The organism is Paenibacillus sp. Cedars (genome assembly GCF_003184205.1).
Taxonomy (GTDB): Bacteria; Bacillota; Bacilli; order Paenibacillales; family Paenibacillaceae; genus Paenibacillus_AQ; species Paenibacillus_AQ glucanolyticus.
This window is the reverse complement of the sequence record NZ_CP020866.1, coordinates 3,248,123-3,265,619: the sequence shown is the minus strand read 5'-3', so window position 1 is coordinate 3,265,619 and position 17,497 is coordinate 3,248,123. Positions and strand designations below refer to the sequence as shown.

The window sequence follows — 17,497 nt, the reverse complement described above, 5'->3', positions numbered from 1 at the left end:
TCACATCAGTCCTTTCAGGTATACAAAGCTGAATATGAAGATCCACACAACGTCCAGGAAGTGCCAGTAGAGCGAGAAGATAAAGGACTTGTTGGCTGTGGAATGATCCAATCCATGCTTTTTAAGTTGAATCAGAATGGCAGTTCCCCACAGGAGACCAAAGGTAACGTGAGCTCCGTGAGTCCCAAGCAGTGTAAACAGGCTGGACGCAAATGCGCTGGTAGAGAGTGTAACTCCTTCATGCACATAAGTGAAGAATTCAAAGATCTCGATACCAAGGAATCCTGCACCCAGCAGCAGGGTGATGACCATAAAGATCATCATCTGCTTTTTCAGACCCAGACGCATCGCATGAACAGCCAATCCGATGGTGAAGCTGCTCGTTAAGAGCAGGAAGGTCTCAAGTAGAACCGGTGTTATTTCAAAGATTTCCGCTCCGCTCGGACCGCTGGCGAAGCGGTTAACGAGAACGAAGTAGACGGTAAACAAGGTAGCAAAGAGCGCAATTTCAGCTCCGAGGAACAGCCAGAATCCGAAGATACGATTGCGGTTTTCCTCTGTTCCATATTCCAGCGGCTGAGTGGCATCTATTTTCATACCGTATCACCCCGCAGTTTCTGTTCGGTTTGAACAATCTCTTCAACCGGAATGTAATATCCGTGATCACGGTCAAAGGACATGGTAGCCATTATAATCAGCACCGCGACACCAGCCACGATGGATGGAATCCACCAGCTGAATACCAGGAAGAAGCCGAGGAAGAAGAAGGCAATACCCAGTATAAATGGTTTTCCGGTGTTGCTAGGCATGTGAATCTTCGTGATTTTCTCATCTGAGAGCGGTTCGTTGTTTTTCTTCGAGAACCAGTAGGCATCACGGCCTTTTACTTGTGGTGTGACAGCAAAGTTATATACAGGAACCGGGCTTGGCGTTGACCATTCCAGAGCGCGTGCATCCCATGGATCGCCTGTTTTGTCGCGCGGCTCGTAACGTGTACTCCAGTAGATGTTATATACGAGAATAACAAATCCGATTGCCAGACCGACCGCACCTACCATCGACAGCATATTCAGCGGGCCAAAGCCGGTTTCAGCTGAGTACGTGTACGTCCGGCGAGTCATACCCATCAGTCCCAGGAAGAACATCGGGAAGAAGGTAACGTTAAACGAAATGGCAATGAACCAGAAGGCAATTTTGCCAAGTTTTTCATTCAGACGGAAGCCGAACACTTTAGGGAACCAGTAATGGAAACCGGCAATGACGGCAAATACGGCACCTGGAATGAGCACATAGTGGAAGTGGGCAACCAGGAACATCGTATTATGATACTGATAGTCGGCACTGGCCATCGCCAGCATAACGCCGGTAACACCGCCGATCGTAAAGATCGGAATAAATGCCAGTGAATAGAGCATCGGTGTCGTAAAGCTTATTCGGCCTTTCCTCAGCGTAAAGAGCCAGTTGAATATTTTGACCCCGGTCGGCACGGCAATCGCCATCGTTGTGATCGAGAAGAAGCCGTTGACCATAGCGCCTTGACCCATCGTATAGAAATGGTGGGCCCAGACCAGGAAGGACAGAGCTGAGATGATAACCATACTGAAGACCATGGAACCGTAACCATACAGGTTCTTCTTGGAGAAGGTCGATATAATCTCACTGAATATCCCGAATGCAGGCAGAATAACGATATATACCTCAGGGTGACCCCATACCCAGAACAGGTTGGCCCAGAGCATATCCATACCGCCGTTGGACATCGTGAAGAATTGTGAACCAAACACGCGGTCGAACATCATAAGCAATAGCGCAATCGTAAGTACCGGGAAAGCAAAGATAATGATGACACAAGTGATCAGCACGGACCATGTGAACATTGGCATGCGCATGAGTGTCATACCTGGTGCACGCATCTTCAGGATCGTTACGATAAAGTTAACGCCTGTAAGGAGCGTACCAATCCCTGATATCTGCAGCGCCAGAGAGTAATAGTTGTTGCCAACCGTCGGACTGAACTCGATACTGGCCAGCGGGAAATAGGCGGACCAGCCGGCATCCGGCGAGCCTCCAATGACAAAGGAGATGTTGAACAGCATCGCACCGGCGAAGAATAGCCAGAAGCTGATTGCGTTCAGTTTAGGGAATGCTACGTCACGGGCACCGATCTGGAGCGGAATGATAACATTCATCAGACCGAAGATAAACGGCATGGCCATAAAGAGAATCATAATGACTCCGTGAGTTGTAAATACTTCATTATAGTGCTGACCCGTCAGAAATTTCATTTCCGGTGCAGCGGTCTGCGCACGCATCATCAAGGCGTCAACGCCGCCGCGGAACAGCATGATCAAGGCACAGATGATATACATAACGCCAATTTTTTTGTGATCCACGGTGGTCAGCCATTCCCGCCACATATATCCCCACTTCTTGTAATAGGTCAAGCCGAAGAGGATTGCAAGCGAGACGAGAACAATACTCACCATGGCGCCGTAAATTAACGGATCACCGGTAACGAAAAATTCGTCCCATTTCATAAGAGCCTAGCTCCTTTCTGGATGTATGAAGTAGATCGGGTGAACAACGTTTCACTCACCGATTTAATGTCCATCATGTTGATGATTTGGGCTTTCTTCAGCCGGGAAGTTCGGCAGCGGCTCGTTCGGATCCACGTTCGTTTCGCTGTCAAATTCCGTTTCTTCCGTTGTAGCAGGATCCGGGTGGACGTCTTTATGGTCCTGATGCTCCTCATTGCCATTGACATCACCGCCATGGTGATGATCTTCGGAAGGCGGCGGGCTGAATTCAAGGTGCGTGTTGGAGAAGCTCATTCGACCGACATGCGCGGTTTCCAGCAGCTTCTTAAACTCATCTTCCTTCAGCTCAGGAGCAGTTTCCTTGACATCTTGAACCCACTTGTCATACTCGGTCGAAGACATTGCAAGCGCCTCGAACTCCATGTGTGCGAAGCCTTCGCCGTTGAAGTTCGCGTTACGGCCCATCATGGAGCCCGGTTCGTCCGCAACCATGTTAAGCTTCGTAATCATGTCGCTCATCGCATATTTCTGGCCATGGAGCTGAGGGATCCAGAAGCTTGAGATTGTACCGAATGAGTAAAGACGGAATTCAATCGGGCGATGTGTTGGAATGTTAACGTAATTCACCGTTTCGATTCCTTCTTCCGGATAGCTGAAGTGCCATTTCCAGTTCGAAGAGGAAGCGTAGATGACTAGCGGCTCTTGGTTTTCATAGCCTTCCGGCACATTCTCCACGGCCACCGTCGTTTTGACGGTCACAACCGAGAGGACGGCAACAATCAGGATCGGAATGGCGGTCCATAATATTTCCAGCCATTTATTGCCCTCTTCATGTGGCGGTTCGTAACCTTCGTTGGATTTCTTCGCTCGATATTTGGTGAGCATGAAGATATAAAGCGCATAAACTACGGCCAATATTCCGACCATCATGAGAATGGAGAATATGATTGTATCGGATAGGGTTCTGGCAGCCGGTCCTTTCGGATCCAATACCGTGAGTGAGCTGCATCCCGATAAGAGCAAGGTGAAGCTTAATAACAATGCAAATAACGGCCCTCTTTTGTTCATGATGTACCCCTTTCCTTGAAACGGCTTCGTTCAAATGTTTCTAACACATCTATAGTAGAAAGTTCTGATTGGCTTTGCAAAACACATAAAATTGTATAATTTACATATAAATCCACATTCGTGTCAATGTGTGTAATTTTATGTGTTCAATTTGTTACAAAAGGATTGGTGTGTGAGGCAAATCATTGTAGTGGTGCGGTTTAAGCGCAGTTCATACTTTGTTCAAATATTCACGAGTGTTACCAGTTTCGTCACAATTCCGGGCTGGTTTTTGCCTTTAATAGCCAATCTGGAGACAGCATAAATCCTAGTATTTATAAGGGTTTAGAGGTGTATGTATGTTTTTTCACAATGATAAAAGGAGCGATTTTACGTTTCCAGGATACCTATTTAACCAAGAGGCATGTATGTTCCTGTGCTATGATATAACTAAAAATTGGAACCGGTTTTTTTGCTGGAAGCCTTCAACTCGTTGGCCGAAAGTGAGGGGATGATGTGCGATCGTTCTGGATATGGTTCTTATTTCTAATATCAAGCTGGGTATGTGCCTTCCTGCCTGAGGTTCAACATGTTAATTCTGACCCGTTGCCTTGGAGATTGGGGAGCAGCTCTATTTTCTTCACAGCTTATTTTATAGCGCTGTTATGCCGGGCAAGGCCTGCAATGCTATTTGTCACACTGCTCGTTGCCTCGCTGTGGCCGATCGGCACAGATGCTTTTAATCCCTATATTCTCCTGGTTTTTTCCATTATTGCGGGAAAAGCGGCCTATCGGCTTCCGGCCATTCAGGCCTGCGTCATTGGTATCGTTCTGGTTGTCGGTGCCATCATGCTGGATTTGTTAGGCTACCCCGGCTTTCCATCGCCGTTCCTGGTTCGATATTCGGTTATTCTCGCAATTGGGCTTGCTTTATTCCGTACCGTCTGGGCCCGTTATGAAGAGTCTTCGGTTCGGAATGAAACGCTGCTCAGCGAATATCGTAATATGAAACGCCGGATGAATCGAATTCAAAGTGGATTGAATTATTAAATCAAAGCGATTCGTTTGAATTCAGAATGCAGGACGAAAAAGCCGCAAGGACGAAGGTACGCGAGGGGCGAGCTGATCTCGCCGTCAAGCTGATACGTAACGATTACAGAATCGTTGCAGCCGTGGATAACCGGTTTGTCCAACTGGCCGAACAGCACGTCCGGACAGTCTATAATCGAGAACTGCAGCTTCAGGCTGCGGCAGCTGCCGCACCCGATGAAACGCAGTTTCGTGAACATGTACAATCGTATTTACAGATGCCCCCTTTACGCATGCTTGGTGTACAGCTCTTTGATAGGCATTTTGCAAATTATGGTGGTATTTATGATATTCCGTTATGGCTTCGGGTTCGATTTAGGTGACGGCTACAGCTTGCTGTTGATGGTCGTTGTGATTTATACGCTGACGATCGTAGCCTTATCTATGCTCATGGTTGGTATCCTGCAATCCCCGGAGCAGTTTAATACACTGTTTCCGTCAATCATTCCGATCATGCCCCTGATCAGCGGGGTCTATATGCCGTCAGGCACAATCACGAATTCGTTCAGGTGAATACAGGGCCTTCTCCCATGGTTAATGACCATGGAAGGGGGCCTTTTCTTATGGTTATGTATGGAGACGGATAAGCTCGGCCAGCTTGATGAGTCCGCTCTCCAGTTGATTGCAGGAGGCATAGGCATAGGAAAGACGAAGATGCTGCTGGTCGCTGCGGTCATAGATATTACCGGGGTTCAACAGGATGCCCTCCTTCAGGGCTTGTTCAAATAAAGGACGTATGGAGATAGGTTTGGTGACGTGAAGCCAGATGTAGAACCCGCCTTGCGGTATGTTCCACTGGGCAATATCGTGGAAATATTGCTTGAGAATATCGAGCGTAAAATCTCTGCGACTCCTGAGCTCCGCTCGGATCTGCATGAGATGCAACTCATACATCCCGCTCGACAACCACTCTGCGACTGCGTGCTGGGAAAGTGCGCTGGATCCGTAGTCGGTTTGCATTTTGATATCGGACAGCCGGTCGATTACCGGCTCGGGACCCACAATCCAGCCGATGCGAAGGCCGGGGCCAAGCGTCTTGGACATACTTCCCATGTAGAGCACAAGCCCCTGCTGGTCCAGCGCTTTCAGAGACGGCGGAGAGGGAGCATCAAACCACAAATCCCCGTACACATCATCCTCTATGATGGGCAGCCTTTCCCTTGCACATATTTGAAGCAGCTCCGTTCGCCGCCTGGAAGACATCAGCGTTCCGGTCGGATTATGAAAGGTAGGAATCGTGTAGAGCAGGGCAGCATTGTGTTGGCGCTTAAGTCTCCCGATCGATTCCGTTCTAATGCCGTGCTGATCCATAGGAATCCCATGCAGAAACATGCCTGCAGACTGAAACACATGAATCGAGTTCAGATAAGAGGGGTTCTCTACAAAGATGGCGGAGCCCTGGTACAGCAAGCCTAATGAGATGAGCTGCAATCCCTGCAGTCCACCGGAGATGATCAGAATGGATGACGGGGTGGTATGAATTCCTTTCTTTTTCAGATAGTCACTAATGATTTCTCTTAAGTAGAGGCTCCCCTTCGGCTCGGAATATCCCAAAGAGAGTTTGCTGGCCATGCTGCCGCTGAAGATCTCCCGCATCTGGCCAGTGGGAAGCAGCTCCGGCGAGAGCTCTCCTGTACCGAGCCGGATTATATCCGGATCGGTTTCCGAACGGTTGATCTGCTGGATCATATGGATGTTTGGCTGGTAGGAGCCGGATTTCACATACTGATTCCAATCTGGCGGAGGCGTGGCGGCTAATAAACTCCAGGTATTGTTGGCGATGACCGTCCCTTGTCCAACCTTGGATTGAATCAAGCCGTCCGCGGCAAGCTCGCCCAATGCATAAACGATGGTGCTTCGGTTTACCTCAAATTTGGCAGCAAGGTCTCTCTGCGTCGGAATCCGGGTCCCGACAGGCCATTCCCCGTTCATAATTCTGTTCTTCATGTAATTGTAGATCTGCTGATGCAGCGGTATGTCGGAGGTCTTGTTTAATTTCCATTCTTCTGTCATAGGAAACTCGCTTTCGCCACGTATTTTGTTCATTATAATTCATTGGTTGGGTTTCGTGCCAACCAATTGGTTGGAGACGTTGCTGGGATCGACCCTTACAATGGTGAAAATATCCGCAGGAGGTTAGGTTTCATATGATAGGCGTTATCCTTCATGGGTTCATCCTGGCACTAGGTCTTATTCTTCCATTAGGTGTGCAAAATGTGTTCGTATTTAATCAGGGAGCGGTTCAGCCTCGCTTCGCTAAGGCGCTGCCCGTTATCATCACGGCGGCTCTGTGCGACACGCTGCTTATTTCCTTAGCCATTTTGGGCGTATCCGTGATCGTTCTGGAATATGACTGGATCCGAATGGTGTTGTTTTCCTTCGGGATCGGATTCCTGGTTTACATGGGATTCGTAACATGGAAGACAAAACCTTCGGAGCAGCAACAGGAAGCTGCTCGTTCGTTTACGACGAAAAAGCAAATTGTTTTTGCCATATCCGTATCACTGCTGAATCCGCATGCCGTGCTGGACACGATGGGGGTTATAGGCACAAGCTCGCTGCAATATTCAGGTACGGACAAGGCCATATTTGCCATTGCATGCATTATTGTATCCTGGCTGTGGTTCCTGGGCCTTGGTATTGCCGGCAGGTCGGCGGGGAGACTGGATTCGTCGGGTAAGCTGTTACCCGTGATGAACAAGATTTCGGCATTGATTATGTGGGGAACAGCGGTTTATCTGGGGGTTGGTTTGATGGGCGGGCTGTGATTTTTTCTCTAAAGACGTTTATTCCTTTGTCCTTGGCATCTCGTAACTTTTATAATGAGCCTAATTCTAGTCATGATTTATCAAAAAAAAGGAATAAGGACGGTGGGTTATGGAATACAGGTTGGTAAAGGCTGACCCTACGGCGTTCTCGAAATATTTTGCTACCTATTACAAAAATATCTGGTTTAGACCGAGCTGGGCGGAGTTTGCCAAGATTCTATCGGATTCGGACGATGGCTACTGGGTACTTTCAGGCGATGACAAAGCCGCGGGAGTTTATTTGAACGACGAATCTATCGGACTAGTATTCGGAATACCGCCGTATTCCATTACCTCTGAACTGATCAGAGAGGTCAAGAACCATGCCTTTCAATCTTGGAGTTTGGAGGAGCATGATCTTCATGCATACAATGTCCTTGATGAACAGGAGTTTGCTTTTCGGGAAGCGGATTTTGTACAGGTTGAATCCAGGCAGTGCATGATCCGGCCGACCGAACAGCTTGAAGCATCCTTCGATGTTAACTATATTGCGAGAGTACCTGCAAGAAAAGATATCTCTGAACTGGTTGAAGTGTTTAGGAAAGCTTATGCCAATGGTCCGGACGAACGGGAAGTCGAAGTCTATATGAATGATACAGTCCATTATTTTGATCAAATAGATCCCAAGCTGCTGCAGGCATCCTCTCTAATATATGATCGAGCATCTGAAGAAATGGCAGGTGTATGTTTGATTTCCTTATGGGAAGGGTTGCCCCTTGTCTACAGCATTGCAGTAACAGCTGAGCATCGAGGCAAAGGTTTGGCAGGCGCGATGCTGGAGAGGGCATTAACCGTTCTGGAGCCGCAGCACCCCCTGCTGCGCCTCTTTGTCACTTCGGGAAATCGAGCTGAGCAATTGTATAAGAATAAAGGCTTCCTCTCAGGAGGGGAATATCACCATTTGAAATACACCCTCAAGTAAGAATTCATATATGGTATGGTTTGGAAGTACGGTAAACTAGGGGTAGCTTGAGTCCAACTTTGATGAAGGAGGTATGGCGATGAAGATTTCGATTGGCGGTTATTCTTTTTTCAATACGTTCCTAGAGGGAAAGATGGATGTGTTCGGTTATCTGGAGACGGTGAAGTACCGGTATCGTATGGATGCGGTTGATCTGTGGAATGGTTTTTTTATCGATCGGAGCGACCCCGTATACAAACTTGCTGATGAGAGCTACATTCGTAAAATTAGAGAAGCGCTCGATGAGAAAGAGATGAGGGTGGTTAATTTTGCTGTAGATGGAGCACATCTATGGGATCCCGACCCGGACATCCGTCAGAAACTGTATGAAAATGCGCTTGTTCATCTGGATGCAGCTGAAATCTTAGGGGCTGAAACGGTGCGGATCGACACAGGCGGCAGTTATCAGGAATCGGAACCGATGTCGGACGAACAATTCGAATATACCGTCAAGCGCTATCAAGAATATGCGGATCGTGCTGCGGAACGGGGGTATCTCATCGGTCCTGAAAATCATATGGGCGCGTCCCTCTTGCCGCGAGAAATGAAACGGATTGCGGAAGAGGTCGATCATCCGGCATTCGGCTTTTTGCTTCATCTTGGCAGATGGAAAGCAGATGAGACTGCGGGGGATGAGATGGTTGCGCCATGGGCGGTACATACACATTTTGATGCGAGGACGGTGCTCCTTCCTGATGCGGAGGACAAGGTACGGAGTTTGCTTGCAGGTGGATACCGTGGTTACTGGGGTGTGGAATACAATGCGCCGGGAAACCAGTATGTGGAGATGGAATGGATGATTGGTGCCGTTAAACGAATCGTGAGTCTTGCCAGCAGGGTGGATGAGGTAAGATGCAAACCTTGAAAGGCTTGATTGCTGGCGGACCGAGGGGGCGTTATATGGCAGGAAAAAATGGAGTTGAAACACGCAGCGGACATGAGGGGCGTTATTTATTGGAATAGTGGGAGATATCGCGTTTATAACGCCGTATAACGTTATGGGTGTCCGTTAGATTGTAAAAGGTGCTCTTTTGGCCTCTATAGCAGCGGTCTGGTCCGTTAGATTCAGCGGGAGGTCGAACGAGAACATAAGTCATAATCTACCTGCCTAGGGCATCACCAAAAGCCGATTCCATTTAGAATCGGCTTTGCTGTGTTCACGGCTCCCGACAGCATGAGGATACTCTGAAGTCGACTTACTTGCTCCGTTTAAACGGGTTGTTGTACAGTTTATGCCGCATTTCCATGCCATCCATCGTGACAAGGCCCGAATCAATCTCATAGAAGCGAGTGAGGAGGTTGATAATGGTTGTTTTCCCAAAATAGTTACCTAGTAAAACTATCCGCTTCAGCCTTATCAAAGGAAAAGAGGCTTGTGAAGCTCACATTACTTAAGAAAAACTTTAACTTTTCTCTACTTTTCCTTAAACTATATTTTTTAAGCTAGATAGACAAAGTTAGAGGGAGATGTTGAAGTTGAAGAAGGGTTTGATATTGCTTGTTATATTCCTGCTGGTCGGGTGTGAGTCCATTCTAACGGACGCCCCTAATGCGAATGATGCGAAGAACAAAGATGGGCAAGAAGCGAATGCCGATTCCGCCACTCGAAGTGACAACCACTCCGACGAGAACGATTCCAATATAGAGACTCAAACAATCCATGTGACAGCTGAGCAGGTGACCCGGGGAAATCTGGTATTGGTTAACAAGGAACATCCGCTTGATGAGGGAGCGGTTCCGACGGATATCGTGAAGTTGTTTCAGGAACAAGATTTGATGAATGGTTATGTGCTTCTGGACAACACGATCCGGTTATCGCGCAGCGTTGCGCTGCAATTCCGTGAGATGGTTGATGCGGCCGGTGAAGACGGAGTCCATCATTTCATGATCAGCAGCGGGTACCGGGACACCGAAGAGCAGGAGGTGCTTTACCGTGAAAAGGGTTCGGATTATGCCTTGCCTCCCGGCTACAGCGAACATAACCTTGGTTTATCCATGGATATCGGATCGACGCAGATGTCGATCGATCAGGCGCCCGAAGGAAAATGGCTGCAGAAGCATGCGTGGGAGTTTGGATTTATTTTGAGATATCCCCCGGATAAGACCGAGATTACAGGCATCCAGTACGAACCATGGCATTTTCGTTATGTAGGACTGCCGCACAGCATGATCATGAACGATCTGGGTTTGACATTGGAGGAATATCTCGATTATCTGAAGAATTCATCCAGCTACAAAACAACCGTTGAAGGGAAAAAGTACGAAATAACGTATGTGCCCGTCACAACGAAAGACATTGCGCTTGAGATTCCGGCAGGAAGCGAGTATGAGGTATCTGGAAACAATATCGATGGAGTCATTGTAACGGTGAACCTCAGTCAGGATGATGGGAAATGAAGCAGCCGTATAAATGGATCATTCTAGGGCTGTATGTCGTATATTTATACGTGCTGGTCAAGGTGATCTTGTTCAAATTCGGTTCCGTGGATATCTCATTTCTGTGGCAGCAGCTGCAACGGGCGATGGATAATCCCGAATATATGCAGGCGCGATTGCAGTTTGCCAACTTTACGCCTTTTGAATCGATTAATCAAAATATGAAGCGGCTGCCGAGCCCGCACGATGTCATGAACCTCTTTGGTAATATCGCTATATTTATGCCGAATGGCATATGGATTGGTTTAATGATCAGAAGCAAATTCCTCGGGTTCTTCGGTTCGTTCCTGATTTCCCTGGGGTTAAGCCTGGGACTGGAATGCTCGCAAATTGTGTTTTCCATGGGTAGTTTCGACGTAGACGATTTAATTCTCAATACGGCCGGCGGTGTGCTTGGATACGGACTGTATGTGATCTTCCGGTCGATCTATGCAGGTCTGTCGGTATTCTCTGCTGGAACGCCGGGCGATCTCCATACGGTGAACAAGTCCAAACCATAAATTAGACGTAATCCATGAGTGACTTGGATTTATATTGGAAACTATAACGCGAGCAATTTTAATGATAGTAAACATGTTGATTGGGAGTCGCAGGGAACAGTTATGGTTCAGAGAGCTGTTGCGGTGGTGCATGAAGATCGAGTGTCACAAGTTGTACCAATTATCAAAAAAGAGCAGTCCCATGACGTGACTGCTCTTTTTATGCTATTTTAGTTGATTGTACATGGCTTCCGCCCATTGGGTATGGAGCCTATGCTCGGGTCCAGGATTCAAGGGCGAGACGATTTTTAACGTATTGTTATCAAACGTGCCCATAAACCAATCAGGTGCATCCGTTTCGCCTACAGCCTGAGTGCCGCGCCAATATCGATTCGAATATCAACATATCTGGTAAAATCAAGGGAGATGGATTGGCGAATCCGCTGGCGGTACTCATCATACGTATCCTCAAATGTTCGCTTGGTTCCCTGATCATCCGGATAAATAGGGAGTTTGTCATGAGCTCTAGACATGGGTAAGAACCTCCTCTTGACCTTACAGTAAATTAGACACCGGAGGGAGGCAAAAAGCCACAGTGACAAAATATTTTCAGAGGCGAAATATGAATCGTTTATATAGGAAAGCTTCGATATGAGGGGAACTCAGAGTGATTCAGCTTGGTAAAACTAGGTTTTTGATCTATTTATATATCTATCCTATAAAGGCACAAGAAAAAAAGGCAAATTTGCATATGATGTCATAATCATGAGAATGGAAAGCGAGGTGATAATCGTATGTCTTCAAAACGCGTAAGGAAATCCAGGACTGTCCCCAAATCTGTACCTGCGTCACAGCATTGGGTAGGTCAACCGGTTGTGGTCGTTCTCAAAGACGGCAGTTATTATATTGGTGAACTGAGTCAGATCGAAGGTCAGGCAGTAACTCTATCAGGGCTCCGCGCCAACAACAAGATGCCGGCTTCGATTGCCCGCAGCGGGGATAAAGCGCAAATTTCCGGCTTTTTGAGTGCCTTGTTCGGAGGTCCGCCAAGCGGACCGGTAGCTGAAGGAGCAGTGGAAGGAGAGGCTGTTGCAGCCGGAGGCGGTGGTGGAGGTTTTGGATTTTTGGGACAGATCGTGCCTCACATTAAATTGGGAATGAATGTCATTAAAACCATTATGCCATTAATGGGGATGTTAAAAATATAATAACGGCGATTCGTAGATCCGTGATCAAGAAGCTTGAAGGGGTTCAAGCTTCTTTCTTATGCGACGTGTTTTTGCGAATTAAGCATGGGACCGAATGCCGTTCCGGCTAACTATCGATCAATCGGCCAGAGCACGTTGAATAATCGATTTGGCCTCCTCTGCAATGGCTTCATCCTTATCGTCCACAGCCTGCATAAATAGTAGCATAGGTATGTATACCGCAATCATTCGTGCGAGAATCTTCGTTTCATCGTCCACTTCACCATAGATTTCATAAAAAGCCTGTCTTGAGGCTGGAGGCAAGTAACTGTACGCGATGCTGAGGTCACAGGCCGGATGTCCGATGTTCACGTCGCCCCAATCGATAATGCCCGCAAGTATGCCTGAATCGTCCACTAACATGTTCTTAAAATGCAGATCGCCATGGAGGAGAACCTGTCGGTGTTCCACTCGTTCCAGGGTGATCCCTTGCAAATAGTTTGCGATTTCGTCTAGTTCCTCTTGCGTGATATAAAGGTTAAACCGGGATAGAAAATCCAGCATTCTCTCTTTGCGTCCAGCCAGGTCCGTCAGATTTCGCTGGTCAAACAATATGCCTTCTTGCTGTGCGACTTCCACAGGGAAAACGTGCAGGTTCTTCAGGAACTTGGCCAGAGCAGCTGCAGACTGCACGCGTGCATCGTCCGATATTCCAATCGGAAATTTACCCGGTATATAGGAGTAACCGAGAAAGGGAGCTGGATAGTGGGTGCTCTCTTTCCCGAAGAAGAGGGGCTTGGCATAAGGCACTGTAATATAGCCTGCCAGCTTAGGTAGAATTCTTGCTTCGGTTCTCAATAAATCAACGGCTACCTGTCGTCTGGGAAAGCGAAATACATACTCATCGCCTACACGATATACGGTGTTATCCCATCCGTTCCCGATTTCCCGGATCGGCAGAGAGGCTAGGTGGGGAAATTGGAGGTTTAACAGCTGCTGCACTAACGGTTCTGTAACTTCCCATTCTGCATCCCATAGATTACGACCCATGCTCAACTTCAACTCCTTATTTAGTTAGATTGTAGATTGAACGCTTACACTCATCCAGTCTATAGGTTCGATCTTTACATGGCAACTTATATGATAGCTATAGCTGAACTTTACCAGGCGATGAGTGGATCTGAATCATAGTGATTCCTTTCACAATAACATTATTGTATAGTAGGGATAGAGACAAAAGTCACTCAGAAGACATCTATAAGACAATAAATTGACGAAATGAAGGGATTAGAGTGCCATATTTACGCTTTAAAGGTTTTCCAGATGTATTTCTTGAAGAAATAACACCTAAGGTTGTTGACGAATTCGCGGGTATTGTTCAAATTCCGCAAGAGATTGTGAAGATCGAGCTTCTTCCTTATCAGATCATTACGAATACGCCATTATCCGTGGAAATTCTGATGTTCCAGAGAGCGCAGGAGGTTCACGATGCGGTGGCAGCCAGCATTCATGGCATACTGTCGGAGCACGGGTACCGAAACGTACATATTTTCTTTGTGATTCTAAATCGGAATCTTTATTATAAAGAAGGAAGGCCATTAGAATAAAAGGAATAACAATAGAAAATGAGTACACCCCAAACAAGGAGACTGCTGCAGTTTCCTTGTTTTTTTGATGCAAGTTGCGAGGTTAAGCCATCGAAAAAAATATATATTTATGGATAAAATCCCCTTACAATTAGGTATATAGTGACAATTATCACCATTCCGAAGTTTATCTTGTGGAATTTATGGACCTAAAGAAGGGGGATTGTCACACAATTTATGAGACTTAGGGAGGAGACCCACCACAGATGGAAGTTATGGAAAGAACAAGCCAGTCGTTATATTCCGGTGTCCAGCGAGGCAAAAAAGAGGGGTACATCTATCTAACGGCTACCGATTTAAATTTAACGCAGGATTATTTATCCGATTCATCGGCTCACTATTGGATTCAGGCCGATACTATTCATCTTATCGGGTCGTTAAGTTTGCCCGGGCGTAATCTGACGCTGAATGCAAGAATCATTTCTTCTGATGGGAATGTGTCGATTAGTACGTCAGGAGCCCCTGTCCCTTCGGATCAGGACTTTGTACAGGAACCCAAGGCTGATCCGGGAATGAAGGCGATCAAGAATGGGGATCGTGGTGGAGATGGTATGGATGGCCTCGATGGAGGAGCAGGGATGTCCGGCGGACATATGGTGCTGGCTGCGGAACGTTTTGATCTAAAAGGGGAATTAAGGCTCGTGGCTAATGGCAGCAACGGAGGTCGTGGCCAAGACGGAGGAGACGGCATGGATGGCCGGCGGGGTGAGGATGGAAGAGACGCCGAGAAGCACTGGTTTTACGCGAATGATTATTCGACACCGGGTGGTAACGGTGGCGATGGAGGTAACGGCGGTCATGCCGGTCATTCAGGGAATGGAGGAGATGCCGGATGTATTTTTGTCGGATACGTGGTTTCCAGCGGAGAACACAGGATTACAATGGAAAATCAAGTCGGGATCGCCGGGGCACCTACCTTACCGGGAAAAGCGGGAGCGGGAGCTCCGGGTGGGATAGGCGGCTATAAGCTAGAGACTGTTACCGTTGGGAGAACCTCTTCCGTCACCCGGGTAAGCAATAAGAGGGATGCTGGCGGGAAGGACGGCATGGACGGCAAATCTGGGCTTATCGCAACTAATGCGGCTAATGGCGAACCCGCCAAATCCACCGTGGTGCAGATACAATATGATCAATTTTATGGATCGAAGCTAAGTAAAACAGAATTGTACAAAGAATTCTCTCCGATTGATTTGGAAACGGCCTTAGGTGCTTCACTTGAACGCCAAATGCTGACTTTGCATAAGGCTGGATTGGCCTATTTGACGGGGAGTGAGGAGAAGCTCGAAGAATCCGCGAGTCTGCTGGATTGGCTGCAGCGTACAACTCCGGATGAGGCCTGGTTTGACGTGGTTCGAGCTTTGAGCGATTATTCGGCTTTTCAAGGCAGCATGCTGGATGCGTCCATTCAATGGCTGGCACTACGCAACAAGTCCATTATTCTCCTTTCACAGTTGGGACAGGGACTTGATTATTTCAGCCATCCCTGGAACTGGACGCCGTTAATGCCTTTAGATAAGTACCAAGATCTTGGTGGTAATCTAATTACGGCTGCTCAACAAGCTGAAACCTTATATCATGAATATGTAAAGGCTGAAAACGATCAAAGGGGCCGCGTGAAAATATTAAAGGACACCATATCCATTGCAGTAAACCGGATCAACGATTTGGATGATCAAAGGCAAAAATCGATCATCGAACGGGAGCGCTTGGAATCGGAAGCAGACAAGCTGTATGAAAGCATATTGTCTAATGAGAAGCATCTCCAGAAAGTAGCGGAAGAATTTGTACAAGCGCTCAGGAAGAAGCTCGCCCTGGATTCCCTGAAAGCTACATTTGATCTGGTGGTTAACGGTGTGGCACTGGTCACTAACGTAACTCCGGCCATATCGGCGCTCAAAACAGGGGGAGCTATCGCTTCGGCGGTCAGTAATTATTGGAATACAGGCAAATCCATTGTCATTGATGATCCATTCAAAAACACAAAAACGGTGGAAAAAGAAAAGAAGAAGAAGGAAGCGGAGCTTTCCAAATCCATCAAAAATGTGACCACGGTCGTTTCTTCTGGTTTAGCGGTATTAAAGGATGGAGCAGAGCTATATGATTTGATCGGTCAGATGAATGCGGCGCGTGATTCCTTTGGCTATCGTTCATCCATGCTTACGATGTCGCGCGAAAAGTTCGAAAACATGCTGAAGCCGATCTATAAGCAGATGCCGGAGGAGAAGGTCGAGGGATATCGCAAAGCCTTCAATCAATATCTAAACGTTGTCGAAGAATATCAAGGCAAAATACAATCGGTGAAAGCAAAACATCTTGAAGAGGCAAAATGGTTTGCCGAAATGGAACAGCGCCGTGCAGATCAAGAACGGATCCGGCAGGCGATGGGTGATGAGGTGGATGCTGGCCTGCCGCTGTTCCATACGTATATTCTCGATCTCTACAACGGTTTGAAATTGGCATTGACCGATTTTCTGTATCAGGAATACCAAGCGTACCGCTATATGGTGCTTAGTAAGGACTTTTTCCCGTTTATCCGGGATAGTCATGTGGCAGAGCTCGCCCGTATCCATGCTGATATGACCATTAAACTGAAAAATGCGCTGAACGCATCGGAGAATCCGGTGCAGCCGTTTAAAAACGTAACTTTCATTTTGAATGAAGCATCCTTTCCAGAGCAATTCGAAGCACTCAGAGACCATCGAACAGCCTTTTTCCCTTTGACACTGGAGAACAAACTCATCAGGGAGAAGATTGCAGGCAAAGCTCATATGATGGTCAGTGACTGTCATATTCAGTTGCCGGGTGCCCGGCATTCGGCGGGCAGCATTCACATTGAGTATACACACTCCGGTCACTCCACGTTCCTGGATTCGTATGGCGAGCGTTTTGACTTTGTCCATAACAAAAGCCACGGTTTCTTTGAATATGAAGTGACACCAAGTGAAGATGCGGGCGATGCTGGAGAACCTAAAGAGTACATTGGCAATTTGTCCGGCGGAGCAGTGGGTGATGGGAATAGCCGAATTATGCCAGGCTTATTGTCGATTTGGTCAATTGAGGTCCCACTTGAGGATCGACGAGGTTTTACGCTTAACGAAGGCGTAGATCTCAGTCAGGTGACAAAGATCGTAATGACTTTGGCAGGAAAGGCGGAGGCGTATACCACTCCAAAGGCCCCCACCGGAAAATTGAGCTCCTTTGCAGCGAAGAAACCGATTTCCGAGGCGTTTGCGGATCATGAAATGTTTGGCCTTCCGGGTAATGGAACTGAAGTTGTGCAAGCAGATTCGGTTGTTATAGAACTGTAG

Annotated in this window: 17 protein-coding genes; 10 read left to right on the top strand and 7 right to left on the bottom strand. The window is 47.4% G+C overall.

The window, feature by feature from the left end; all coding sequences use genetic code 11:
- The 3 genes from qoxC to qoxA all read right to left on the bottom strand — a co-directional run bounded on the left by qoxC (nucleotide 1) and on the right by qoxA (nucleotide 3,605).
- The gene (gene qoxC, locus B9D94_RS16555) at nucleotides 1-597 is read right to left on the bottom strand and encodes a cytochrome aa3 quinol oxidase subunit III (protein ID WP_006209802.1); all 597 of its coding nucleotides are present in this window, start codon (nucleotides 595-597) and stop codon (nucleotides 1-3) included.
- Complete coding sequence (gene qoxB, locus B9D94_RS16550) at nucleotides 594-2,537, bottom strand: cytochrome aa3 quinol oxidase subunit I (RefSeq protein ID WP_006209803.1); 1,944 nt, start codon at nucleotides 2,535-2,537, stop codon at nucleotides 594-596. The genes qoxC and qoxB overlap by 4 nt, the downstream gene beginning before the upstream one ends.
- Nucleotides 2,538-2,600: 63 nt before the next feature.
- Nucleotides 2,601-3,605 (bottom strand): cytochrome aa3 quinol oxidase subunit II, encoded by a 1,005-nt coding sequence (qoxA, locus tag B9D94_RS16545; protein WP_006209805.1) that lies wholly within the window; start codon nucleotides 3,603-3,605, stop codon nucleotides 2,601-2,603.
- Between the two features lie 663 nt (nucleotides 3,606-4,268).
- Between qoxA and B9D94_RS16540 the strand changes: the two genes are divergently transcribed.
- Nucleotides 4,269-4,634 carry a hypothetical protein gene (locus B9D94_RS16540; RefSeq protein ID WP_172963962.1) on the top strand — a complete coding sequence of 122 codons (366 nt, stop codon included), beginning with the start codon at nucleotides 4,269-4,271 and terminating at the stop codon, nucleotides 4,632-4,634.
- Here B9D94_RS16540 and B9D94_RS16535 read toward each other — a convergent pair.
- Complete coding sequence (locus B9D94_RS16535; protein WP_172963961.1) at nucleotides 4,631-4,879, bottom strand: hypothetical protein; 249 nt, start codon at nucleotides 4,877-4,879, stop codon at nucleotides 4,631-4,633. The two genes, B9D94_RS16540 and B9D94_RS16535, sit on opposite strands and share 4 nt — an antisense overlap.
- A gap of 79 nt (nucleotides 4,880-4,958) precedes the next feature.
- Here B9D94_RS16535 and B9D94_RS16530 point away from each other — a divergent pair, with 79 nt between their 5' ends.
- Nucleotides 4,959-5,186: a hypothetical protein gene (locus B9D94_RS16530; protein WP_253805989.1), complete on the top strand. Its 228-nt coding sequence runs from the start codon at nucleotides 4,959-4,961 to the stop codon at nucleotides 5,184-5,186.
- A gap of 54 nt (nucleotides 5,187-5,240) precedes the next feature.
- Here the strand turns inward: B9D94_RS16530 and B9D94_RS16525 are convergent, their stop codons facing one another.
- Nucleotides 5,241-6,686 carry a MocR-like pyridoxine biosynthesis transcription factor PdxR gene (locus tag B9D94_RS16525; protein WP_148247530.1) on the bottom strand — a complete coding sequence of 482 codons (1,446 nt, stop codon included), beginning with the start codon at nucleotides 6,684-6,686 and terminating at the stop codon, nucleotides 5,241-5,243.
- 134 nt (nucleotides 6,687-6,820) lie between these two features.
- Here B9D94_RS16525 and B9D94_RS16520 point away from each other — a divergent pair, with 134 nt between their 5' ends.
- The 5 genes from B9D94_RS16520 (at nucleotide 6,821) to B9D94_RS16500 (ending at nucleotide 11,377) form a co-directional block, all read left to right on the top strand.
- Complete coding sequence (locus B9D94_RS16520; RefSeq protein WP_148247529.1) at nucleotides 6,821-7,441, top strand: LysE/ArgO family amino acid transporter; 621 nt, start codon at nucleotides 6,821-6,823, stop codon at nucleotides 7,439-7,441.
- Between the two features lie 109 nt (nucleotides 7,442-7,550).
- Nucleotides 7,551-8,402, top strand: coding sequence for a GNAT family N-acetyltransferase (locus tag B9D94_RS16515; RefSeq protein WP_148247528.1), 852 nt, complete (start codon nucleotides 7,551-7,553; stop codon nucleotides 8,400-8,402).
- 79 nt (nucleotides 8,403-8,481) lie between these two features.
- Nucleotides 8,482-9,306: a sugar phosphate isomerase/epimerase family protein gene (locus tag B9D94_RS16510; protein WP_063479308.1), complete on the top strand. Its 825-nt coding sequence runs from the start codon at nucleotides 8,482-8,484 to the stop codon at nucleotides 9,304-9,306.
- Between the two features lie 611 nt (nucleotides 9,307-9,917).
- Nucleotides 9,918-10,838 carry a M15 family metallopeptidase gene (locus B9D94_RS16505; RefSeq protein WP_148247527.1) on the top strand — a complete coding sequence of 307 codons (921 nt, stop codon included), beginning with the start codon at nucleotides 9,918-9,920 and terminating at the stop codon, nucleotides 10,836-10,838.
- Entirely contained in the window at nucleotides 10,835-11,377 is a 543-nt protein-coding gene (locus B9D94_RS16500) for a VanZ family protein (RefSeq protein ID WP_076152452.1), read from the top strand. Before B9D94_RS16505 ends, B9D94_RS16500 begins: the two co-directional genes overlap by 4 nt.
- 341 nt (nucleotides 11,378-11,718) lie before the next feature.
- Here the strand turns inward: B9D94_RS16500 and B9D94_RS31530 are convergent, their stop codons facing one another.
- Entirely contained in the window at nucleotides 11,719-11,889 is a 171-nt protein-coding gene (locus B9D94_RS31530) for a hypothetical protein (RefSeq protein ID WP_253805988.1), read from the bottom strand.
- Between the two features lie 261 nt (nucleotides 11,890-12,150).
- On the opposite strand from B9D94_RS31530, the gene B9D94_RS16490 reads away from it, so the two are divergent.
- Nucleotides 12,151-12,564, top strand: coding sequence for a hypothetical protein (locus B9D94_RS16490; RefSeq protein ID WP_148247526.1), 414 nt, complete (start codon nucleotides 12,151-12,153; stop codon nucleotides 12,562-12,564).
- A gap of 117 nt (nucleotides 12,565-12,681) precedes the next feature.
- Here B9D94_RS16490 and B9D94_RS16485 read toward each other — a convergent pair whose 3' ends face one another.
- Entirely contained in the window at nucleotides 12,682-13,593 is a 912-nt protein-coding gene (locus B9D94_RS16485) for an aminoglycoside phosphotransferase family protein (protein WP_148247525.1), read from the bottom strand.
- 242 nt (nucleotides 13,594-13,835) lie between these two features.
- On the opposite strand from B9D94_RS16485, the gene B9D94_RS16480 reads away from it, so the two are divergent.
- On the top strand, nucleotides 13,836-14,150 hold the full coding sequence (locus B9D94_RS16480) for a DUF1904 family protein (protein WP_006209822.1): 315 nt from the start codon (nucleotides 13,836-13,838) through the stop codon (nucleotides 14,148-14,150).
- Nucleotides 14,151-14,395: 245 nt separating this feature from the next.
- Complete coding sequence (locus B9D94_RS16475; protein WP_148247524.1) at nucleotides 14,396-17,497, top strand: hypothetical protein; 3,102 nt, start codon at nucleotides 14,396-14,398, stop codon at nucleotides 17,495-17,497.